This is a genomic window from Streptacidiphilus sp. EB129 (assembly GCF_041262645.1).
Taxonomy (GTDB): domain Bacteria; phylum Actinomycetota; class Actinomycetes; order Streptomycetales; family Streptomycetaceae; genus Streptacidiphilus.
This window is the reverse complement of sequence record NZ_JBGCCS010000008.1, coordinates 245,313-267,287: the sequence shown is the minus strand read 5'-3', so window position 1 is coordinate 267,287 and position 21,975 is coordinate 245,313. Positions and strand designations below refer to the sequence as shown.

Below are 21,975 nucleotides of genomic sequence, written 5' to 3'. Positions count from 1 at the left end.
CGAGTGACGGGTAACAGGAAGAGCACGCTCCTCAACACGATGTCCTCACAGCTTCGTCCGACGTCACCCGACGGTGCAGGACACCCCGCCGACGGGCTGGTGACGAGGGATCATCAGCCCTGAGCGGGACGGAACACAGGTGCGGCGACCGTGTCCACGCCGTCCTCCAACTGTGACCCTACTGTGGGGAAGCTCACATGCAACGCCATGCCGATGCACAGCGTCTCAGGGTCGCAGTCGACCACCGTGCTCATCATCCGCGGACCTTCGGCGAGCTCGACCACGGCGGCGACATAGGGCAGCCGGTCCCGGAACGGCGGCAGGTCGTTCGCGTACACCACGGACCAGGTGTAGAGGGTGGCCAGGCCCGAGGCCCGCTCCCAGGACACGTCCTCGCTCCAGCAGTGCGGGCAGAACTCGCGCGGGTAGTGGTGCGCCCGGCCGCAGGCGGCGCAGCGGCGCAGCAGCAGTCGCCCCTGAGCCGCGGCATCCCAGTAGGCGCGACTGAAGTCGTCGATGTCGGGCTGGTCGGCCGTGGTCATGACTCACACACTCCTGCTCGCCGCATCACGACTCCTCGCTCCGCTTCACCCGGTCTTCTCTCCATCCGCCCTCGTTCGCCTGTTATCAACCTGATCACCCTAAACTTCCCATATCGCAGCGATTGCCCCGATTGCCCATGCTCGCCACGGCCCTGGCACGGCGTCATGCGCCGAAGAGGTGCAGCAGGTGGTCGAGCGACCAGGTCTGCCAGCCCATGCCCAGCAGGGCCACCAGCGAGATCAGCGCCATCATCAGGTTCTGTCCCTGCTCGGCCCAGTCGTGGATCATCAGCACGAAGTAGAGGAGGTTCAGCAGCAGTCCGGCCACCAGCGCGATCGGGCTGAGCAGCCCCACCGTGAGCCCGAGCCCGAGCGCCAGCTCGGCGAAGACCACGACGTAGGCCATCGATGTGGGACGGGGGGCGACCAGCCGGTCGAACGAGCCGCGGACCAGCGTCCAGCGGTGCTTCTCCGCGACCCCCTTGGCCCAGGCGATGCCGGTACCGCGCTGCAGCCACCCGCGCTTGTCCTTGTGCCGCCAGCTCTCCAGCCACCACAGGCCGAGGCCGATCCGGAGCACCGCGAGACACTGCGCGGCGCTGAGCCCGTAGCTGTGGACGACCTGCATGTGCCGCCTCCTGGCAGTTCACTCCGGGCCCCGCCCGAAACATTTCTGACGATGCGTCAGTTCATCGCATCACGGCAGCCCACCGCAAGGGGAAGGTTCGATCCCGTCCTCTTCCTGGAGAGGCTTCCCGCCAGTAATCTGATGGAACGTCAGATTACTGGCGGGAAATGCTCGGGACAGAGTCAGGGACAGGACAGGAGGCGTCGCCATGCTGGACGCGGAGGGCGGGACCGATGTCGACGACTGCGGCGGCGCCGAACCGGTGGACGTCGGCGGCCGGCCGCTGCGCCCGCGCCCGGTCGACCTGGACGCCTTCTTCCGTCCCGCCACCGTCGCCGTGGTCGGCGCCTCGGACAGCCCCGGCCGACCCAACACCGGCATTACCCGTCAGCTGCGTGCCTGGTCGGAGCGGGTGGGCGCGCAGCTGTTCGCGGTGAACCCGGGCCGCTCCGAGGTCGACGGGCAGCCCTGTTACCCCGACCTGGCCTCGGTGCCGGCACCCGGCGGGGAGCCGATCGACCTGGCCGTGATCCTGCTGGCGGACCCGGCCCCGATCGTGCCGCAGCTGATCGAGGCCAAGGTCCGCTTCGCCGTGGCCTTCGCCTCCGGCTTCGCCGAGACCGGCGCGGCCGGCGCGGAGGCCCAGCGGCAGCTGGGCCAGCTGATCGCCGAGGCCCCCACCGGGCTGCGGCTGCTCGGCCCGAACACCAACCTCAACGCCTTCGAACGGTTCCGGGACGACCTGACCGGCCCCGCCGTCGCCCTGATCACCCAGAGCGGCCACCAGGGACGTCCGCTGTTCTCGCTGCAGGAGCTGGGCATCCGGCTCAGCCACTGGGCGCCGACCGGCAACGAGGCGGACCTGGAGGTCTCCGACTTCGTGCAGTGGTTCGCCGACCAGCCCGAGGTCGGCGCCATCGCCGCCTACATCGAGGGCCTCAAGGACGGCCGGGCGTTCCTGCTCGCCGCCGACCACGCCGCCCGGCGCGGGGTGCCCGTGGTCGCGGTCAAGGTCGGGCGGACCAGCGAGGGCGCCCGGATGGCCGCCTCGCACACCGGCAAGCTCACCGGCTCGGACGACGTGGTGGACGCGGCCTTCCGCCAGTTCGGCGTGATCCGGGTGGACGGCCTGGACGAGCTGCAGGACACCGCCGCGCTGCTGGCCCGGGCCAAGCCGCCGACCGCGCCCGGCGTCGCGGTCTACTCCATCTCCGGCGGGACCGGGGCGCACCTCGCCGACCTGGCCTCCGCCGCCGGGCTCGCCCTGCCGCGACTGTCGCAGCAGCGGCAGGACGAGCTGCACCAGTGGATCCCCGAGTACCTGAGCGTGGCCAACCCGATCGACAACGGCGGCCACCCGGTGGGTGACTGGCGCGGCCGGAAGATCCTCGACGCGATCCTGGCCGACCCGGACGTGGGCGTGCTGTTCTGCCCGATCACCGGGCCGTTCCCGCCGATGAGCGACAAGCTCGCGCAGGACCTGGTGGAGGTCGCCGAGACCACCGACAAGCTGGTCTGCGTGATCTGGGGCTCCCCGGTCGGCACCGAGGCCGCCTACCGGGACACCCTGCTGGGCTCCTCCCGGGTGGCCACCTTCCGCACCTTCGGCAACTGCGTACGCGCCGTGGCCGCGTACCTGGAGCACCACCGCTTCACCGCCCGCTACCGCAGCCCCTTCGACAACGCGCCGAGGACGCCCTGCGCCGGGAAGGCCAAGGCGCAGCGGGTGCTGCGGGCCGGGCAGCAGCTGAGCGAAGTGGCGGCGAAGCAACTGCTGCGCGCCTACGGGCTGCGGGTGCCGCGCGAGCAGCTGGTGACCAGCGCGGCCGGGGCGGTGCGGGCGGCGGGCATCGTGGGCTACCCGGTGGTACTGAAGGGCTCCGCCCCGGAGGTGGCCCACAAGACCGAACTCGGTCTGGTGCAGGTGGGACTGACCTCGGCGAGCCAGGTCAGGGAGGGCTTCCGGGAGCTGACCGACAACGCCCGCGCGGCCGGAATCCCCCGACTGGAAGGCGTGCTGGTCTGCCAGATGGTCGAGACGGGCGTGGAAATGGTGCTGGGCGTCACTCACGACCCCACCTTCGGCCCGACGGTGACCGTCGGCATGGGCGGGGTGTTCGTCGAGGTGCTGCGGGACACCGCGGTGCTGGTGCCCCCGTTCGAGTGCGGGGACGTACGGACCGTACTGCGGCGGCTGCGCTGCTGGCCGCTGCTGGAGGGGGTTCGCGGCGGTCCGCCGATGGACGTCGACGCGCTGGTCGAGACGGTGATGCGGGTCCAGCGGATGGCGCTGGAACTGGGAGGGGAGCTGGCCGAGTTGGACATCAATCCGCTGATGGTGCTGGAACGCGGCAAAGGTGTGGTCGCCCTGGACGCGATGGCGGTGTGCACGTGACCGCCCCTGTGGAGGAGGAGCTGCTGTGCCGGACGGACGGCGGGGTCCGCTGGCTGACTCTGAACCGCCCTGAGGCGTTGAACGCGGTGACGGCGGGGATGCGGGAGCGGCTGGTCGAGCTGCTGGACTCGGCCTCGGCCGACCCCGACGTCCGGGCGGTGGTGTTGACCGGCGCGGGCCGGGCGTTCTGCTCCGGCGCGGACCTGCGGGCGTCCTCCGGGGGCTCCAGCGGCGCTGGAGGCTCGGGCGGCCCTGGAGGCTCGGGCGGCTCGGGGGGTTCGGGGGGCGGAGCCGGGGCCGCGCCGGAGCGGGTGGCGGGCGACGTGGCGCGGATGCTGCGGCGCGGGGTGCAGCGGATGGTCGCGGCGGTGCTGGACTGCGAGAAGCCGGTGCTGGCTGCGGTCAACGGGACCGCGGCGGGGGTGGGCGTGCATCTGGCGCTGGCCTGCGACCTGGTCCTGGCCGCGGAGGGGGCCTCGTTCATCGAGGCGTTCGTCCGGCGCGGCCTGGTCCCCGACGGCGGTGGGGCGTACCTGCTGCCGCGACTGGTGGGACCGCAGCGGGCCAAGGAGCTGATGTTCTTCGGCGACGCGCTGCCTGCGGCGGACGCCGAGCGGATCGGACTGGTCAACCGGGTGGTCCCGGCGGAGGAGCTGGAGAAGACCGCGCGGGAGTGGGCGGAGCGACTGGCCGCGGGCCCCACCCGGTCCCTGGCCCTGACCAAACAGCTGGTGAACGCCTCGCTTGAGGCGGATCGGGCGACGGCCTTCGCCGCGGAGGCCACGGCCCAGGAGATCAACATGACCACCTCGGACGCCCCGGAGGGAGTCCGCGCCTTCGTGGAGCGACGCCCACCCCGCTTCACCGGGCGCTGAGCCGGGCGGCCATGCGGATGGGGGGTCAGCTCTCGATGACTTCGAGGCCGCCGACGAATCCGCCGGAGGCCTGCACCACGAGGTCCCGCTCGCGGCGGGTGTAGACCCGGTCGGCGTCGGCGCGCAGCGCCGTGCCGCCGTCCGGCGCGTGGTCCAGCGCCAGGACGGTGGCCTGGTAGCCGGCGCCCAGGTCGGTCGGCGCCGGGACCTTCAGCACGATCCGCTGTGCGTCGGCGACCGGCTCCCAGTCGCCGGTCACCACCGCGCTGCCCCGCAGCAGGCTGAAGCTGCCGTCCGCCTCCAGCCGCAGCATCCCGTCCGTCCCGTCCCAGGCGCCGGTCAGCTCGGCAGGGAGCGGCACCGGCTCGGGGCGCGGTATTCGGGTGCGCAGCAGCCAGGCCCCGGCGGCAAGCGGCAGCGCCGTCGTGCGCACCAGCTCGCTCCAGCTGAAGCAGAGCGCCACCGTGCCCTCCGTGGCCCCGTCGTTGAGGAACCAGACGACGCACCAGGTCAGCGCGGCGAACAGCAGCGAACCGATCAGCAGGGGGCGGCGGCCGCGCGTCAGAAACCTGCAGACGGTGGCGGCCAGCGCCAGCAGCACCAGGCAGCCCAGCGCCTCGCCACCGACCTGGCGGGCCAGGTCCAGCCGGCCCTGTGCGGCGAGGGCGGCCAGGTCCGAACCGCCGTCGGCGTTGAACTGCCAGGCCATCACCAGCTGCGACAGGTTCGTCAGCAGGAGCAGCGCGCTCACCGCACCGGTGGCCCGAAGCCATCGTCCGACCTGCTCACCCATGGGCGCCATCCCCTGATCCGGCCCGGCACCGGCCCGGACGCCGGGTCAGCGTATGCGGCGCCCGGCCGCCCCCGTCAAGAGTCCGCGGCTGTGAAGACCGGGATCAGTCGAGGTCCGGACGGGCCAGCCAGTCCTGCCAGCTGACCTCGCGGCCCACCAGGCACGGCTGCCGGAACGGCCACTCCTGGGCGAGCCAGGCCGGAACGAGGGCGTCCAGGTCGCGCTCCAGCTGGGTGCCGACCTGAGCGTCGACCACCCACCAGGAGACCTCCGCGTCGGCCCCGGCCTTGCGCGACGGATCGATGTAGACACAGCCGAGCAGGGCCGTGCCCGCCTCGTCGAACAGGGCGTAGTTGAAGGACTCGTGGGCCTCGATCTCGGCCTCGTGCCGGATCAGGTCGTCCAGGTCCTGCTGGTACGTCATGGTGGCCGGCGGCCACCCCCACGCCTCGCCGTAGAGGGACCACAGGCGCTCGCGCGACCCCATCACCGCCGGGTAGTCGAGCTCGGTGTCGGTCCCCCTGATGGGGCGGAGATAGTAGCCGCCGGGGAGGTCGACGCGCTCGGGATGGACGAAGTCTGCGGGGAGCCAGGTCATGCGGCGGAGGCTAGGGGACACGACGGCGTTCCGCATCCGATTTCCACGGCGACTGCGGAGTGTCGGCCCCCCCTTCTCATCTGACGATACGTCAGGTCTAATGGAGATTCGACGGAGGCCGGGGTCAGGGCCGGGACACGGACGACAGCGAGGCGACGATGGGTCACGAAGGCATGGCGGTGGCTGCGGTCCGCTACCTGCGGTCTGTTGCCGAGACCGCTCCCCCGGCCACCGAGGCCGAGGCACCGCCGCCGCTGCGCGCGGTACGGGCCGACGAGCGACTGCCCACCGCGGCCCAGGACCCGCGCCAACTGCGCTCTGTCCTGGGGCACTTCTGCACCGGGGTGACCGTGGTCAGCGCGGTCGCGGCGGACGGGGCGCCGGCCGGCTTCGCCTGCCAGTCCTTCTCCTCGCTCTCCCTCGACCCGCCGCTGATCAGCTTCAGCGTGGCGCGTACCTCGTCCTCCTGGCCCCGGATCGCCAACGCCGGATCGTTCTGTGTGAGCGTGCTGGCCGCCGACCAGGGCGAGCTGTGCCGGAACTTCGCGGTCAGCAGCTCGACCGGGGCGGACAAGTTCGCCGGGGTGGACTGGACCCCTGCGCCGGTCACCGGAGCACCCCGGCTCGCCGGAGCGCTGGCCTGGATCGACTGCACCATCCACGCCGTCCACACCGGCGGCGACCACCTCATCGTCCTCGGCCGGGTCTGCGACCTCGCGGTCCACCGCGACGACGCCGAGCCGCTGCTCTTCTACCGGGGCGCCTTCGGCCGCCTGCACGCCTGAACGGGACCGCCCGGAGCTGAACGGGACTGCCCGAGCACCGTCTGGCGAGGGGTCAGGCCGGCGCGGGCGCGCCGTCCCAGCCTTCCGCGGGATCCGCAGGCCTCGCGCGGAGCAGGAGCGCGCAGCTCGCGGCGACGACGCAGAGCGCCCCGGCGCCGTACCAGGCCGCGTCGTAGCTGCCCAACTGGTCCCGGACCAGGCCCGCGCCGAGAGCGACCAGCGCGGCGCCGACCTGGTGGCCACAGAACACCCAGCCGAACACGATCGGCGCGTCCTCGCCGAACCACTCCCGGCACAGTGCGATCGTCGGCGGCACCGTGGCCACCCAGTCCAGGCCGTAGAAGACGATGAAGACCACCATGCTGGGGTGCACCGTCCGCGCGAACAGGGCCGGCAGGAACAGCAGCGAGGCACCGCGCAGCAGGTAGTAGACCCCCAGCAGCCGGCGCGAGTCCAGCCGGTCGGTGAGCCAGCCCGAGAACACCGTGCCGACCACGTCGAACACCCCGACCAGGGCGAGCAGCCCGGCAGCCGCGGTCTCGGCCATGCCGTGGTCCCCTGCGGCCGGGATGAAGTGCGTGCCGACCAGCCCGTTCGTGGTCGCGCCGCAGATCGCGAAGGAGCCGGCGAGCAGCCAGAACGGCCTGGTCCGCGACGACGTACGCAGCACCCGCAGCGCCCGCAGCCCGCGGCCGCCAGGGCCATCCGTCGCGGGCGGCTCCTCGGTCGCCCCGTACGGCAGCAGACCCAGGTCGGCGGGGCGTTCGCGCAACAGCAACAGCACGATCGGGACCACCAGCAGCGCGCAGCAGGCGACCACCATCGAGGCGCTGCGCCAGCCGTACCCGTTGATCAGCCAGGCCAGCACCGGCAGGAAGACCAGGTTGCCGGCCGCGCTCGCGGCCGTGAGCACGCCGGTGACCAGCCCGCGCCGGGCCACGAACCAGCGTCCGGCGACGGTCGCGGTGAAGGCCAGCGCCATGGAGCCGCTGCCGATGCCGACCAGCACGCCCCAGCACAGCAGCATCTCCCAGGGCTGGGTCATCAGCATGGTCGCGCCACTGCCCAGAGCCATCAGCGTGAGCGCCACCGCGGCCACCCGGCGGATGCCGAAACGGTCCATCAGCGCGGCGGCGAACGGCGCCGTCAGGCCGTTCAGCACCATGTTGAGCGAGACCGCGGACGAGATGACACCGTGCGACCAGCCGAACTCCATGTGCAGGGGTTCCATCAGCAGGGCCGGGGTGGACCGGAATCCGGCCGCGCCGACCAGCACCAGCAGGCAGACGCCCGCGACGATCCAGGCATAGTGGAGCCGGGGCGCGTGCGGGGCGCCGGGCGCCGGGGACGTCCCGGCCCGCGAGGGACGGACGGCTCGGCCGGGGGCTGGGGGCTGCTGTGTGCTCACGGGACGAGTCTGGTCAGCGGCCCCGGCGGCCACGAGCGGCCGGAAAGACAGCTTGCGCAAGGATCGGGCCACGGGCCAGGCTGGGGGGATGCAGCCGCCCCGTCCGCATCGCGTCGCGGTCCTCGCCCTGCCCGGCGTGATCGCCTTCGAACTGTCCACGCCGTCACGGATCTTCGAGAGCGCCCACGCCACAGGTGACGATCCCCTCTACGAGGTGGCGACCTGCACCGTCGACGGCGGACCGGTGCAGACCAGCACCGACTTCCGGATCAGCGTCGACCACGGCGGCGAACTCCTGGCCCGGGCCGACACGGTGGTGATCCCGGCCTCTGTCGCCCTGGGGCCGATCATCGAGGAGGGACGCCTCACGGACGAGGTGAGCACCGCGCTGGCCCGGATCCGTCCCGGCACCCGGCTGGTCTCCATCTGCACCGGCGCCTTCGTGCTCGGCGCGGCCGGACTGCTGGACGGCCGTCCGGCGACCACGCACTGGAACTACAGCGAGCGGTTCCGCAGGCTGTTCCCCAAGGTCCGGCTCGACCCCGACGTGCTGTTCGTGGACGACGGGGACCTGCTCACCTCGGGCGGGGTGGCCGCCGGAGTCGACCTCTGCATGCACATCGTGCGCCGGGACCACGGCTCGCTCGTCGCCAACCGGGTGGCCCGGCGCTGCATCGTGCCGCCCTGGCGCGAGGGCGGCCAGGCCCAGTACGTCGACCTGCCCGTCCCCGACCCCGGTGGCGCCGGGACGGCCGCGTCCCGGGCCTGGGCGCTGGAGCACCTCGGCGAGCCGCTGGTGCTGCGCGACCTGGCCGAGCGCTCGGGGATGAGCGTGCGCACGTTCACCCGCCGCTTCCGCGAGGAGACCGGGCTCAGCCCCGGGCAGTGGCTGATCCGCCAGCGCGCGCACCGGGCCCGGCAGTTGCTGGAGGCCAGCGATCTGACGGTGGACCGGATCGCCCGCGACGTCGGCTTCGGCACCGCCGCGTCGATGCGCCAGCATCTGCGCGACACCCTGGGCGTCGCGCCCAGCACCTACCGCCGCACCTTCCGCCAGACCAGCTGACCCCCGGCCCTACAGGCCGGCCTACAGACCGGCGTACGAGTGCTTCCCGTTGATGCTCCAACCCCCGGGGGCAACCCCCGGACCCCCGGCCTACAGACCGGCGTACGAGTGCTTCCCGTTGATGCTCCAACCTCCGGGGGCAACCCCCGGACCCCCGGCCTACAGACCGGCGTACGAGTGCTTCCCGTTGATGAAGATGCTCACGCCGTAGGAGTTGAACAGGAAGCAGGCGAAGGCGATCAGCACCAGGATCGCCGCCCTGCGGCCCTTCCAGCCGGCCGTCGCCCGCGCGTGCAGGTAGCAGGCGTAGGCGACCCAGGTGATGAAGGCCCAGGTCTCGGTCGGGTCCCACTCCCAGTAGTGGCCCCAGGCCGCCTCGGCCCAGATCGCGCCCGCGATGATCGTGAACGTCCACAGCGGGAAGATGAAGGCGTTGATCCGGTACGACAGCTTGTCCAGCGTCGCCGCGGCGGGCATCCGCTCGCAGATGTCGGCCCAGCGGCCACCCTTGGAGCGACCGGAGGCCAGCGCGACCTCGTAGTAGTCGCGGCAGAGGTACATGATCGTGGTGATCGCGCCCGCGTAGAAGGCACCGCCGCAGATCATCGCGCCGGACACGTGGATCCACAGCCAGTACGAGTGCAGCGCCGGAACGAGCTGCTCCGAGGCGGTGTACAGGACGGTGACGGCCAGTCCGAGGCCGAGCAGCAGGCCGGTGGTCAGCGGCAGGCCGAGCCAGCGGACGTCGCGGCCGGAGAACAGCAGGCCCAGGAAGAGCAGCACCGCGACCAGGGTCAGCGCGCAGGTGAACTCGTACAGGTTGCCCCACGGCGGGCGTCCGGCCGAGACGCCGCGGGCGACCACGCCGCCGAGGTGCATCAGCGCGGCGAGCGTGGTGAGGCTGACCGCGACCCGGCCGAGCCGGTCGGCCCGCTCGTCGCCGCCGGCCGCGCCGACGCCGTCGGCGGGCGGCGCGGCGTCCCCGCGGGTCACCACGTCCACCTTGCCGGCCTTCGCGGCGACGGTACGGCTGAGCGTGGTCGTGCCGCCGTCCGCCCTGGTCACGGTGACCGCGACCGTGGGCGCCGCCGTGGACGCGGCCGCCTCGGCCTCCGCGAGGGACTCTGCCAGCGTCGCGCCCGGACGGGCCGTCAGCGCGGCGGACTGGCGGGCCACCCGGCTGCGTCCGCCGAAGGTCCACTCCAGGGTGTAAGCGAGGAAGGCGAAGAGGTACACCGCCATCGCGGAGTAGATCAGGACGTTGGAGATGTTCGCGAGATGGGTGTTGATCGCGGCATCGGCGAGGTGTGTCATCACACTCATCGTTCCTTGGAGGTGGACGGGGAGGAATGAACGACAGCGGACTCGGCCTCGTCGCCGGCTGTCTCGTGATCGGAGGACGTGTCGTCAGCGGACGCGTCGCCGGCGGCGCTCTCGTCCACCGGGGCGGAGTCCTGCAGGTCGAGGGCGATCTCGGCCAGCTCCTCCGCTATCCGCGACGACTCGCTGCGGGCGAGGCCGGCCAGCTCGACCGTGGTCACCCCGTCCGGGCCGGTGACCGCGCGGACCCAGATCCGGCGGCGCTGGACGAACAGCGAACCGATCAGGCCGAGGATCGCCAGCACCGAGCTGACCAGCGCGGCGGAGGTGCCGGGGTTGTGCGCGACGGTGAAGTTGGCCCACTGCTTGACGCCGGTGAAGGTGACGGTGCCGCCGCTGGGGAGCTTGAAGCCCTGCTGCGGGGAGAGCAGGAACTTCAGCGGCTGCTTGTCCAGGGTGAACTGGGTCATGTGCGAGGTGTCGAGGTCGTAGACGCTCTGCGGGATGCCCGAGCTGTCGCGCAGGTCCCCCTCGTAGCCGGTGATCGACAGCTGGGGGTTGGCCGGCGCCGGGAACACCGAGTGCGGACCCTGGGTGACGAACTGCGAGGGGTCCGCCATGGTCGGTGCGAAGATCCCGGAGAAGCCGAGCTGGGTCTTCTTGCCCTTGTCGGTGTAGCCGTCGTTGACCTTGATCGCGCAGAGCGAGGTCATGTTGCTGTCCTGCGGCAGGCAGGGTGTCGGGCCGTCGAAGATGACCTTGCCCTGGGCGTTGGTCACCTGGATCACCGGCGCGAACCCGTGCGCCGTCAGGTAGACGTTGTCGCCGCCCACCTCCAGCGGGTGGTTGACCAGGATCCTGCCGCTGGTCTTCCGGCTCGGGTCGCTGCCGTCCCAGTAGGACACCAGGGCCGCGAAGTAGCTGGCCTGGCCCGCGGCCGGACCGGAGGTCTGGTAGCTCGCGTCGAAGCTGTCCAGCCTGAAGCCGAAGGGGTTGAGGCTGTCGGCGGTGTAGAAGGTGCTCGGCGAGAAGTCGTCGTACTGGGTGACGTTGTTGCTGAAGGCCTTGCCCTCGACCACGATCACCGTGCCCATGCCGCCCGCGAGCTTGGTGAAGGCGAAGGCGATCAGCATCGCGACCAACGCGATGTGGAAGAGCAGGTTACCGACCTCGCGCAGGTAGCCCTTCTCGGAGGCGATCGCGTCCCCGGCGCGCGAGCTGCGGAAGCGCTTGCGGCGCAGCAGCGCCTCGGAGGCCTCCAGCACCGTCGCCGCGTCCGCGCCGGTCCGCCAGGTCGCGTACACCGGCAGCCGGACCAGGTGGCGCGGGGCCGCCGGCGGCTTCGCCCGCAGCACCCCGACGAACTGCCAGGTGCGCGGGATGATGCAGCCCACCAGCGAGACGAACAGCAGGATGTAGATCGCCGAGAACCAGAACGAGCTGTAGACGTGGAACATCCCCAGCTTGTCGAAGAGCGGGGCGAGCGACTTGTGGTTGCTGTGCCAGGCGGCGACATTCAGCGGCGACGCGGAGGTCTGCGGCACGATCGAGCCGGGGACGGCGGCGAGCGACAGCAGGAACAGCAGGATCAGCGCCACCCGCATCGAGGTGAGCTGGCGCCAGCCCCAGCGCAGCCAGCCGAGCAGGCCGATGCCGACGACGGCGTCCGACTGCTCCTGGCTCGGCGCGCTGCTGAGGCGTTCGGCGCTGGAGAGCTCGTCGCGCTCGTGGGTGTCGCTGTCGCGTCCGTGGTCAGTCATGATCAGTCAGATTCCCGGCGTGAAGTTGGCGGTCCAGTAACGCAGCTGAGCCACCAGCTGGTCCCATGCCCCGGTGATCAGCATCAGGCCGACGAGGATCAGCATGCCGCCGCCGATCCGCATGACCCACTGATAGTGCCGCTTGACCCACCCGAAAGCCCCCATCGTGCGGCGGAAGGCCAGCGCGGCGAGGATGAAGGGCAGGCCGAGGCCGAGGCAGTAGACCGCGGTGAGCAGGGCGCCGCGGCCGGCGGTGGCCTGGTCGTCGCTCATCGCGAGGGCGTTCACGGCGGTCAGCGTCGGCCCGAAGCAGGGCGTCCAGCCGACGCTGAAGACGATGCCCAGTACCGGGGCACCGATCAGGCCGACGACCGGCTTGCGGTGGCTGCGCAGTTCGCGCTGCGTGAAGCCGGGCAGGAAGCCCATGAAGGCCAGGCCCATGAGGATGGTGAGGGCCCCGGAGACCTGCTCGATGACCTTCTGATGGGCCTGCAGGGTGTTGCCGAAGTAGCCGAACAGCGTGCCCTCGGAGACGAGCACGGCGGTGAAGCCGAGGATGAAGAGCAGCGCCCCGAGCAGCACCCGTCCGCGCCGCTTGCCCTCCGCCGATGCCAGGTCCACGGCCGAGAAACCGGTGACGTAGGAGAGGTAGCCGGGGACCAGCGGCAGCACGCAGGGGGAGAAGAACGACACCAGGCCGCCCAGCAGGGCCACCGGGATCGCCAGGATCAGCGCGCCCGAGAGCACCGTCTGATTGTCGGCAACCGCCAGCAGGACGCCCTGACTGGGGGTCACGACTTCTCCGCGAGCACCGGGGCGAGGATCTTGTTGAGGTCGTCACTGCTCAGCGGCTCAAGCGCGCGCACCGCGATCCGCCCCTGCCGGTCGAAGACCAGCGTGGTGGGGATGGCCTGCGGGTTGAGCGTCCCGGGCGGGAACTTGAGCAGCAGCTCGCCGTCCGGGTCGTACAGGCTCGGGTAGGTGAGCCCGTGGTCGCTGACGAAGGACTGCGCGGCGGGGAGCTGCAGGTCCCGGGTGTCGATCCCCAGGAACTGCACGCCCTGGGCCTGGGTGGCCTTGTAGACCGACTCCAGGTCGCCCGCCTCGGCCCGGCAGGGGCTGCACCAGGAGCCCCAGACGTTGAGGACGACGACCTTGCCCTTGTAGTCGGCGAGGCTGATCGTCTTTCCGTCCAGGTCGGTGCCGGAGAGGCTGACCGGTGCCTTGCGGTCGGCCGCGGCGACCGTGGTGACCTCGCCGGTGCCCTGCACGATGTTCGTGTGGGAGCTGTCACTGGAGGTGCTGGCGGTGGAGCACCCGGCGAGGGCCAGTGCCGACGCGGCGGCGAGCGCGGCGATCAGCGTGCGGGCGGGGGTGCGACGGGTCAGGCGGGGACGCATGTGAAGAGTTTCGCATGGGTGTTTTGAACGGGTTCACCGCCCCCGGGCTCGTGTCCCGGCAGGCCCGTTGACCTGCCGCGACACGCGCCACACCGCGCGCCGACCGGCCGGCCCGACCCCCTGCCCTGCCGACCCGCTGCCCCGCCGACCCGCGGCCCCGCTGCCCCGCCGACCCGCGGCCGGGCAAACCCGCTGCGGGCCGACCCGGCGTCGCCGCGCCGTCGCCGCGCCGTCAGGCGCCGAAGCTCTTGGCGACCGGCGCGTCACCCTTGCGGCCCTTGCCGGTGAGGTGGGCCGGCAGCAGGTCCCTGGCCGGTTCGCTGTAACCGATGGAGACGATGGTGTCGCCGTGGTACGTGAACGTGGTCAGGCTCGCCAGCGAACACTGCCGCTTGCGCGGGTCGTGCCACAGCCGCCGGTGCTCGGTGAAGCTGCGGGTCACCCAGATCGGCAGCTGGTGGCTGACGCACACGGCCTCGTGGCCCCGCGCCGCGTCCCGGGCCGCGCCGAGCGCGCCCATCATCCGGACCACCTGCTCGATGTACGGCTCGCCCCAGGACGGGCGGAACGGGTTGGTCAGGTGCTTCCAGTAACCGGGGTTGCGCAGCGACCCGTCGCCGACCCCGAAGGTCTTGCCCTGGAAGATGTTGTCGGCCTCGATCAGCCGCTCGTCGGCGACCGTGTCCAGCCCGTGCGCCGCGGCGATGGGTCCCGCGGTCTCCTGGGCGCGCTCCAGCGGGGACGCCACCACGTGGGTGATGTCACGTCCGCTGAGGTGGTCGGCGACCCGCTCGGCCATCTTCCGGCCGAGGTCCGAGAGGTGGTAGTCGGGCAGCCGCCCGTAGAGCACGCCCTCCGGGTTGTGCACCTCGCCGTGCCGCATGAGGTGGACGACGGTGGTCTCGGGACTGCTCACCTGTACCGCTCCTTCTGACTGCGTGCCGCTGCCGGACGCTCGCTTGACGCCAGTATCGCCCAGCCTCCGCCGCGGGGACCGGGCGACACCTCTCGAAGTGCCTCGCGGGCCGCCGGCCCGGGGCGGTACCCCCCGAGTCGACGGCTGCGCCGCCCCGCGCTCGCTCGTTCGGGCCTGCCTCAGGCCGTCGCCTCCGCCGCGGCCCGGGCGGCCGCGGGCAGCGCCTCGGCGATCCGCTCGATCGCGCGGGCGTCGTGCGCGGCCGAGACGAACCAGGACTCGAACGCCGACGGCGGCAGGTACACCCCGGCCGCCAGCATCGCGTGGAAGAACGCGGTGAAGCGGAACGACTCCTGGCGGCGGGCCTCGTCGTAGTTCGTCACCTTCCCGTCCGTGAAGAAGACCGAGAACATGTTTCCGGCCGTCTGCAGCCGATGGGCCACGCCCTCCTTGCTCAGCGCCGCCGCCACGAGGCCGGAGACCTCCGCCGCGACCCGGTCCACCGTCGCGTACACCTCGTCGGTGCAGCCGCGCAGCTGGGCCAGGCCCGCCGCGGTCGCCACCGGGTTCCCGGACAGCGTCCCCGCCTGGTAGACCGGCCCGGCCGGGGCCAGGTGGGACATCACGTCCGCACGTCCGCCGAAGGCTGCGGCGGGGAAGCCGCCGCCCATGACCTTGCCGAAGGTCAGCAGGTCGGGGGCCCACCCCTCGTGTGCCGCCTCCAGGCCGTACCAGCCGGCCCTGGACACCCGGAAGCCGGTCATCACCTCGTCGGAGACGAACAGCGCGCCGTTCTCCCGGCACAGTGCGGCGAGTCCGCCGTTGAAGCCGGGCAGCGGCGGGACCACGCCCATGTTGCCGGGCGAGGCCTCGGTGATCACGCAGGCGATCTCGCCCGGGTGCGCGGCGAAGGCGGCCCGGACCGCGTCCAGGTCGTTGTAGGGCAGCACGATGGTGTCGGCGGCGGTGGCACCGGTCACACCGGGGGTGTCAGGAAGGGCAAATGTGGCCAGACCGGAACCGGCGGCGGCCAGCAGCGCGTCCACATGTCCGTGGTAGCAGCCGGCGAACTTCACGATCTTGGCGCGACCGGTGAAACCGCGGGCCAGTCGGATCGCCGACATCGTCGCCTCGGTGCCGGACGAGACCAGTCGCACCTGCTCGACCGGCGTGACCCTGGTCACAATCTCCTCGGCCAGCGCAACCTCGCCCTCACCCGGCGTACCGAACGAAGTACCGCGCACGACGGCCGCCTGGACGGCGTCGATGACGGCGGGGTGGGCGTGGCCGAGGATCATCGGACCCCAGGAACAGACCAGGTCGACATACTCCCGCCCGTCCGCGTCGGTCAGGTACGGGCCCTGGCCGGAGACCATGAAGCGGGGGGTGCCGCCCACCGCCCGGAAGGCCCGGACCGGCGAGTTGACACCGCCGGGAGTGACGACGGAGGCGCGGTCGAAGAGCGACTGGGACACGGGGGCTTCATAGGGGTAGCTCACACTGGACATGGTCTCAAATCGTCAACGTATGCAAACCGCTGCCTGTCACTCGGCCCGGCCGAGCCGATCATCTGGGACGATGATCGGGCCGCAGCAGTGCACAACCGCCCGCCGAAGGGACTCGGCGAACGGCATACCGCGTGGAGTCGGCCTACCGCGCGCCCGCTGCCTGTTGGCAAATCGATGACTGCCAGTAAGGATGGTCGCGGTGTCCGACGCGCGCGAGGGGTACGAGGATCCAGCCGGGGCTGCGCGCGGGCATCGACGTGAACGAGGCGGAAGCAGAGGTGGCGGCAGCGTGGGGGTGACCTACAAGTACTTCGGCGCTCCCGACCGCGCGACCGCGGCACGGGTACCGACCGCTCTGGGCCGTGACGGCCTCGGGCTGGACGCCGGGGAACTCGGCACGCTGGGCCGCCTCGGCGAGCTCTTCGGCCAGGACGGCCTCGAAGGCACCACGGACGAGCCGATCAGCGGCGGCCTCTCCACCAAGATCAAGCCGGAGACCATGAGCGCCATGGTGCTCACCGGTATCCAGGGCATCCCGCGCGCCGCCGTCCCCCCGCTGGAACTGGTCGTGCTCCACCCCGACTACGCCGTCTTCCAGCTCCCGCACACCGTCGTCGAACCGCTCCGCAAGGCGGACGAGGCCGAGCTCGGCACCGCCGCCTTCATCTGGTCCACCGTCCCCGACCGCGGCGGCCCCCGCGACGCCTTCGTGATCTACCAGATGCTCCACGAGTGGCAGGACTTCGCCAACCGCCTGCACGACGCCGGGCACCAGCTGTACTGCCTGATGTGGCCGTGAGCTGCGGGTTATCCATCCGCTCAGGACTGCCGGGTCTCCTCGGTGATCCAGTCCAGGTACTCGCGGCTGCCGGTCGGGATCTCGCCGACGATCACCTCCGGCGTGTCGTAGGAGTGCTCGGCCTTGATGTGCGCCTCCAACGCCGGGTACCGCTCGGCGGTGGTCTTGTAGAGCACCCGCCACTCCTGCGCGGTCTCCACTTCCCCCTGCCACCAGTACGTCGACGTGACCGGCCCGTCGACCTGCGCACACGCAGCCAGGCGCGCGGTCACGGCCGAACTGGCAAGAGCGGCAGCGGCGTTTGCGGAATCGGTCGTCGTGAGAACCGTCAGGTAGTCAGCCATGCCGTGAGCCTAGGTGCCGAGGGCAGTGCGATACGGCCACCGCACGCCTCAGGTCAACCGGATGCGAGCCGCAGATGGTTCATGAGCAGGCCGAGGGCGAACTCGAAGCGGTCAGGTCCGGTGCCGGAGATCAGCTCGGCGGCACGGCGTCGAGTGTGCGGGAATTTCTCGGCAGGCAGTGCGGTGAAGCGGTCCAGCAACTCCTCCTGGCTGAGCACCCATTCCTGATCCTGGCGCTGGTGCCGTTGCCGGACCAGCGACTGCTCCAGTGCATAGGCGCTGACGTAGAGGGAGAAGCTGCCCGCCTTCGCCCCCGAAGCGAAACTGTCCTGAGGCCGAAGTGCACCTGGCGCGATCGACCGGACCCACCCGCTCGTGGGCATACTGATCCCCGCCAGCTGACGACGCGACCGGGTCAGACGCCGAGAACCGTGATTGCCTGGCTGCCGTGGATCTGATCCAGATACGCCTGGATGTCGTCCCCGTCCGAGGTCGCGACGATCGCCGCATCGATCTCCACAGCCGTGAGCGCGACCAGGCCGTCCACGGGATCGGGTTTCTTCTTCGGGTTGAGGTCCGCCCTGCCGATCAGTTCGCCCACCCTGCGCCACTCCACCTCGGTGTAGCAGCACACCACCGCGCAGTCCTTGAGGGCCCGCGCCAGGTACGCAGTGCGGGCACCTCCCCGCCACGCCTGAGCGACCACCGGGGCGGGCACGACCGGACGCCCGGTCAGGCAGTACTCCGCGTGAAGCACTCGGGCTCGCCGGTCCCGCGGGTCGGCGAGCGCGATGAGCATCCCCGCGTCGTACACCACGTCGCCGAGTGAATCGGCGTCAGGACACGTCGGGCAGCCCCGATTCATGCCACGTTCCGACGGGCACGGATGGCTGCCGCCCGGGCTCGGGCCGCCGCAACCTGCTCCCTGATCCGAACGGAAACCTCCATCGGGGCGTCGCTCGCCGGCGGCCAGTCCAAGGACTCCGCCTCGGCCTCGGCAGCGGCAATGGCCGCGTCGATATCGGCGAAGGACGCAGCGATCCGCTCCCGGCGCACGGCCTCGGTGAGTGCGGCAGCAACCACGAAGGCAGAAACATCCTGACCGCCTTCCTCTGCGGCCAGCCTGATGCGTTCGGCCTGATCGAGATCCAGGCTGATGGAGATCCTCGTCTTCGCCATGGCAAAATCGTATCACGCCGTAATACGACAGCTGGAGTGGCAGGATTTCGCCAACCGACCGCGCGACGCGGGGCGCCGGCGCGGCGGAGGAGCCGTGCCCGGGTTACTTGGCCCCTTGCAGCTTGGGGTCCTGTGCGGCCTCCGCGTAGGCCTGTCGCAGGGTGTGGGTCAGGTACTCCTGCAACTCCTGGCGATGAGCGCCGGGCTCGTAGGTGATCTCCGGGCCGGGACCGCCCAGGCCCTCGACGAAGAAGTCGGCGTCCTCGGATGGCTGTCCGGCATGCTGATGGAAGGGATTGACGTCGCGCGTCCCCATCGACTCGAAGGTCGGGATCTCGATCGTGCCGGTGGTCTGCCTGGCCGCAGGCCGGTTCCTCTGGTACCAGTCGGACTGGTACCGGGGGTCGGTCGCCCCGATCTGATCGGACAGCAGATCGGCGGCCTGGCCGGACTCCAGGGCGTCGGCGATCTGCTCCAGGGACCGCCCGCCCTGGAACAGCTCCTCCATGTCCTTGAAGATCACCGGCTTGAACCCCGCCGCCAGGAGCAGCCGGGGCAGCAGCACATGGACGTTGAGCCGGCGGTTGGTGTCGTCGTACGGGTGGATGATGTGGATGGTCCGCACCACCCAGCCGATGGCCTTGAACCGTTCGCGGGTGGTCTTTGCCGCGTCGAGCTTCTCGTAGAAGCGGTCGAGGACTTCGCTGACGAGACCCTCGACCTCGCTGTCCTTGTAGAGGGTCTGGTTGAGCATCACGTCCACCCCGGGCTCGAAGTGGCCGGTCCAGGTGAGGGCGTCGGGCCGGATGTTGAAGGGCAGGAGTCCGTCCGCCTTGACCATGAGCGGTTTGCCGCCGACTGTCTCGTTGAGTACCGAGGGCGTCGGGGAGTCGGCACGCAGCGGATAGCCGGTGACGTATCCGGCCGTACCGGACTTGTCCGGCTTCTCCTTCAGCTCGGAGACCACGGTGTCGTGCATGGCCTCGTAGGTGCGGAAGTCGACGCGGTTGCCGATGGTCTCCGGGTCGTTCAGGTAGCGGTCGTAGGCGGCGGTCATGCTGCCCTGGAATCCCGGCGACTGCTGGTGGTCGTACAACTCCCCGGGGTTGTTCGGGTGCTTCCGGCGCGCCTCCTCGTGGTGCAGGGGGTCGAGGTAGCTGCGGTACCACTCCTTGCGGGGCAGCACATCCTCCAGGCGTTTGGCCCCCGACTGGCCGGAGTCGCTGACGCGTTGTACCGGCGTCGCCTGCCCGTCGTCCACGGACGTCGCACGGCGATCCGAGGCGATCACGCGGCCCACCGCCGCGTTGCCCGCCAGCCGCTGCATCGTCATGTAGTCCATCGCGCCGGGCGACTGCGTGGCGGACGGGCGTGGCCTGGCCCGGGAGGCATGCACGCGCGCTACCGTTTCGCCGGAGTCGGCCGAACGTCGCCTGTCCATCATGTGACTCCTCAGCGCTGTCGGTGAACCTGGCCGACAGGAGTGCTACGAACTCAGCCGACTGGACCGGCTGGGCCCCGATCGCCCGGACCACGGCCCTGGTCGACGAGTACGCGCGGGCTGTCGTCGCTGTCGTACCTCACGTGACCCGTCGCCCATCCTTTCTCCCGCCCTCCACCGTCGGCAAGGGCCTTGGTGCCCGCCCGGGGGCAGACCGTGTGCCCTTACGGACGGCCTGGTCGACCGGGCCCACCACGGTGCGGGCAGGCCCAGCGCACAGCCCTGCGCCCAATGGGGTACATCTGCCCGGACCCTCCTGCATTGTGGCTTTTTGACGTACATTCAACTCCAGGTGACCCGCTTGGCGGGTCGGTGAACCACCTACCTGGGGGGGTAGCAGTTGACCACGTTCATCATGGGCCACGGCAATTACACTGACAGCGAGCCGGACACCTTCGTCCCGACCGGCAGCAGGGTCGGGATCTACGCGGAGGTCAACACCCTGCTGGTCATCACGATCGGCATGGCGGTACTGGCCGAGCAGGGCGGGTTTGAGCCGCCGACCGTCTTCACCTCGACGGCGGACACGATCTCGCCGGTCCACAACTACCGGATCGGGCCGCTCACGCACCCCGAGTACCAGCGGATGCACACCGTCGAATCCTCGAAGAACACGATCATCTACATCGGCTTCACCGATGGCTTCGAGGCGGAGACCCAGCTCTGCACCAACCTCAAGGGCTGCAAGAACGGCCGGCACCAATGTGACGGCATCCTGGGCCGGGTCCAGGACACCGACATCCGGCTCAGCTTCTGCGTGGGGAAGTCGAGCGAGTCCGGACGGAACAGGATGACGACCACGTTCCCGGAGACCGAGACCTACACGGAGCCGAACGCCCGGCTGACCCGGTACATCGACTCGTCCAAGACCTGGTTCGAGAAGATCACGAAGAACCCGGCTGTGGCGATCCCCGAGTTCCACCAGCTCGCCCGCACCGCCGCGGGCGCCCGCGAGGCGGCGTTCATCCTGGCTTCGTCCAAGCGGCTGGAGGCCCTGCTGGTCCTCAACGACGCCCGCGAGTACCGCGCCTCGCTGAGCCCCTGGGATTTTCTCGCCTACCTCTACGGGCTGCCGGAGAAGTCCCGTGCCAGGGTGACCAGGCTGCTCCGGCGGGAGCCCGGACCGACGGCCGCCCCCGCGACAGTGACCGCGCTGGACCGTTTCGTCGCCTCCTACTTCGCCGCCACCACCGAGGAGCGCCGGGCCGGCTGGGCCGCCCTGACCCCGCAGGACCGGGAGCGGGGCACCGAGAACCCCCTGCTCAAGTTCTGGGCGACCCAGATCGTCCCCGTCATCGACGTCTACCAGAAGGGCTGGGACTCCCACGACCAGCCGGTCGGCTGGTTCCAGGGCGCCTCCTTCCGCTCCGCGCTCACGGAGTTCGGCGAGGCGGAGGCCCAGCTCTCACAGAGCTACGTGGACTCCTTCAACGCCTGCATGCTGTTCGGCTCCACCGCCGACGATGCGGCCTGCCTCGCGCTCTGGCAGCGTCTCGACGGGAACTCCGATGCCCAGCGCCTGCTGAGCATCGTGACCCACACGAAGGACCCGGGGGCCTGGAAGAAGGAAAAAGCCACGCCGGGTACCACGGCGGACCCGCTGGCCGCCTGGCTGGCCGAACGCCGGGCCGCCGAGCTGGAGGCCGAGCGCAGGGCGGAGCAGGCCGCAGCGAAGGCGTCACCGAAGGCCGCGGTGGTCGCGAGTTCGTCGTCATCGGAGAGTGAGGACCTGTTCGCGTCCGATCCCTTCGCGGACTTCTGGGACAACCTCACCGTGGAGAACTGGCGCGCCTGCGGGAACTGGCGCATGGGCGGTTCCGTCCAGGTCGTCGCGCGCGGAGGCTGTTTCAAGTTCGCCGAGCAGACCACCGCCCTGGCGGCCGCGTTCCCCGATGCCGTGTGGAGCACCTTCGAGGTGACGGAGCTGGGCTTCCACGGTGCCGCCATCCAGCAGAAGGGCGGCACCATCGACCTGGGCGCGTTCAGGGCCTATCTGGCGGAGCCGGCGATGACGCGTCTCACCACGATCACGGTGCGGTAGCGGGATTTCGTCGACGCCCAGGGCCTCCACGCCCAGGGTCTCCACGCGCAGGGTCTCCACGCGCAGGGTCTCCACGCGCAGGGTCTCCACGCGCAGGGCCTCCACGCGCAGGGCCTC

At 71.0% G+C, this 21,975-nt stretch carries 22 protein-coding genes; 6 read left to right on the top strand and 16 right to left on the bottom strand.

Going from position 1 to position 21,975, the window contains the following annotated elements; translation table 11 throughout:
* Positions 1–113: 113 nt before the first annotated feature.
* Both ABH925_RS13400 and ABH925_RS13395 read right to left on the bottom strand, forming a co-directional pair.
* Positions 114–542 carry a Zn-ribbon domain-containing OB-fold protein gene (locus tag ABH925_RS13400; protein ID WP_370147677.1) on the bottom strand — a complete coding sequence of 143 codons (429 nt, stop codon included), beginning with the start codon at positions 540–542 and terminating at the stop codon, positions 114–116.
* A gap of 163 nt (positions 543–705) precedes the next feature.
* Positions 706–1,170, bottom strand: a complete 465-nt coding sequence (locus tag ABH925_RS13395) for a DoxX family protein (protein WP_370147676.1) — start codon at positions 1,168–1,170, stop codon at positions 706–708.
* 208 nt (positions 1,171–1,378) lie between these two features.
* Between ABH925_RS13395 and ABH925_RS13390 the strand changes: the two genes are divergently transcribed.
* Positions 1,379–3,565, top strand: a complete 2,187-nt coding sequence (locus ABH925_RS13390; protein ID WP_370147675.1) for an acetate--CoA ligase family protein — start codon at positions 1,379–1,381, stop codon at positions 3,563–3,565.
* Complete coding sequence (locus tag ABH925_RS13385; RefSeq protein WP_370147674.1) at positions 3,562–4,440, top strand: enoyl-CoA hydratase/isomerase family protein; 879 nt, start codon at positions 3,562–3,564, stop codon at positions 4,438–4,440. Before ABH925_RS13390 ends, ABH925_RS13385 begins: the two co-directional genes overlap by 4 nt.
* Positions 4,441–4,465: 25 nt before the next feature.
* Here ABH925_RS13385 and ABH925_RS13380 read toward each other — a convergent pair whose 3' ends face one another.
* Both ABH925_RS13380 and ABH925_RS13375 read right to left on the bottom strand, forming a co-directional pair.
* Positions 4,466–5,233 carry a hypothetical protein gene (locus ABH925_RS13380; RefSeq protein ID WP_370147673.1) on the bottom strand — a complete coding sequence of 256 codons (768 nt, stop codon included), beginning with the start codon at positions 5,231–5,233 and terminating at the stop codon, positions 4,466–4,468.
* Positions 5,234–5,336: 103 nt separating this feature from the next.
* Entirely contained in the window at positions 5,337–5,831 is a 495-nt protein-coding gene (locus ABH925_RS13375) for an N-acetyltransferase (protein ID WP_370147672.1), read from the bottom strand.
* Between the two features lie 173 nt (positions 5,832–6,004).
* Between ABH925_RS13375 and ABH925_RS13370 the strand changes: the two genes are divergently transcribed.
* On the top strand, positions 6,005–6,616 hold the full coding sequence (locus ABH925_RS13370; RefSeq protein WP_370147671.1) for a flavin reductase family protein: 612 nt from the start codon (positions 6,005–6,007) through the stop codon (positions 6,614–6,616).
* A gap of 52 nt (positions 6,617–6,668) precedes the next feature.
* Here the strand turns inward: ABH925_RS13370 and ABH925_RS13365 are convergent, their stop codons facing one another.
* Entirely contained in the window at positions 6,669–8,024 is a 1,356-nt protein-coding gene (locus ABH925_RS13365; protein ID WP_370147670.1) for an MFS transporter, read from the bottom strand.
* 88 nt (positions 8,025–8,112) lie between these two features.
* On the opposite strand from ABH925_RS13365, the gene ABH925_RS13360 reads away from it, so the two are divergent.
* Positions 8,113–9,090, top strand: coding sequence for a GlxA family transcriptional regulator (locus ABH925_RS13360; RefSeq protein WP_370147669.1), 978 nt, complete (start codon positions 8,113–8,115; stop codon positions 9,088–9,090).
* 159 nt (positions 9,091–9,249) lie between these two features.
* On the opposite strand, the gene ccsB is transcribed toward ABH925_RS13360, so the two are convergent.
* The 6 genes from ccsB to hemL all read right to left on the bottom strand — a co-directional run bounded on the left by ccsB (position 9,250) and on the right by hemL (position 15,994).
* Positions 9,250–10,413 (bottom strand): c-type cytochrome biogenesis protein CcsB, encoded by a 1,164-nt coding sequence (gene ccsB, locus ABH925_RS13355; protein WP_370147668.1) that lies wholly within the window; start codon positions 10,411–10,413, stop codon positions 9,250–9,252.
* Complete coding sequence (locus ABH925_RS13350) at positions 10,410–12,170, bottom strand: cytochrome c biogenesis protein ResB (RefSeq protein WP_370147667.1); 1,761 nt, start codon at positions 12,168–12,170, stop codon at positions 10,410–10,412. Before ABH925_RS13350 ends, ccsB begins: the two co-directional genes overlap by 4 nt.
* Before the next feature lie 6 nt (positions 12,171–12,176).
* A complete protein-coding gene (locus ABH925_RS13345; RefSeq protein ID WP_370147666.1) occupies positions 12,177–12,965 on the bottom strand; it encodes a cytochrome c biogenesis CcdA family protein in 789 nt (262 codons plus the stop codon).
* On the bottom strand, positions 12,962–13,570 hold the full coding sequence (locus ABH925_RS13340; RefSeq protein WP_370147665.1) for a TlpA family protein disulfide reductase: 609 nt from the start codon (positions 13,568–13,570) through the stop codon (positions 12,962–12,964). Before ABH925_RS13340 ends, ABH925_RS13345 begins: the two co-directional genes overlap by 4 nt.
* A gap of 232 nt (positions 13,571–13,802) precedes the next feature.
* On the bottom strand, positions 13,803–14,453 hold the full coding sequence (locus tag ABH925_RS13335) for a histidine phosphatase family protein (protein WP_370147735.1): 651 nt from the start codon (positions 14,451–14,453) through the stop codon (positions 13,803–13,805).
* A gap of 212 nt (positions 14,454–14,665) precedes the next feature.
* A complete protein-coding gene (hemL, locus tag ABH925_RS13330; RefSeq protein WP_370147664.1) occupies positions 14,666–15,994 on the bottom strand; it encodes a glutamate-1-semialdehyde 2,1-aminomutase in 1,329 nt (442 codons plus the stop codon).
* 190 nt (positions 15,995–16,184) lie between these two features.
* On the opposite strand from hemL, the gene ABH925_RS13325 reads away from it, so the two are divergent.
* Complete coding sequence (locus ABH925_RS13325) at positions 16,185–16,793, top strand: hypothetical protein (protein WP_370147662.1); 609 nt, start codon at positions 16,185–16,187, stop codon at positions 16,791–16,793.
* Between the two features lie 20 nt (positions 16,794–16,813).
* Here the strand turns inward: ABH925_RS13325 and cutA are convergent, their stop codons facing one another.
* The 5 genes from cutA to ABH925_RS13300 form a co-directional block, all read right to left on the bottom strand.
* Positions 16,814–17,137 (bottom strand): divalent-cation tolerance protein CutA, encoded by a 324-nt coding sequence (gene cutA / locus ABH925_RS13320; RefSeq protein WP_370147661.1) that lies wholly within the window; start codon positions 17,135–17,137, stop codon positions 16,814–16,816.
* A gap of 53 nt (positions 17,138–17,190) precedes the next feature.
* On the bottom strand, positions 17,191–17,520 hold the full coding sequence (locus tag ABH925_RS13315) for a hypothetical protein (RefSeq protein WP_370147660.1): 330 nt from the start codon (positions 17,518–17,520) through the stop codon (positions 17,191–17,193).
* Positions 17,521–17,552: 32 nt separating this feature from the next.
* Positions 17,553–17,954, bottom strand: a complete 402-nt coding sequence (locus ABH925_RS13310) for a hypothetical protein (RefSeq protein WP_370147659.1) — start codon at positions 17,952–17,954, stop codon at positions 17,553–17,555.
* Between the two features lie 44 nt (positions 17,955–17,998).
* Positions 17,999–18,316 (bottom strand): hypothetical protein, encoded by a 318-nt coding sequence (locus ABH925_RS13305; RefSeq protein WP_370147658.1) that lies wholly within the window; start codon positions 18,314–18,316, stop codon positions 17,999–18,001.
* Between the two features lie 103 nt (positions 18,317–18,419).
* Positions 18,420–19,712 (bottom strand): hypothetical protein, encoded by a 1,293-nt coding sequence (locus ABH925_RS13300; RefSeq protein WP_370147657.1) that lies wholly within the window; start codon positions 19,710–19,712, stop codon positions 18,420–18,422.
* A 445-nt stretch (positions 19,713–20,157) separates the two neighbouring features.
* Between ABH925_RS13300 and ABH925_RS13295 the strand changes: the two genes are divergently transcribed.
* Positions 20,158–21,858: a hypothetical protein gene (locus tag ABH925_RS13295; RefSeq protein WP_370147656.1), complete on the top strand. Its 1,701-nt coding sequence runs from the start codon at positions 20,158–20,160 to the stop codon at positions 21,856–21,858.
* The last annotated feature ends 117 nt before the right edge of the window (positions 21,859–21,975 follow it).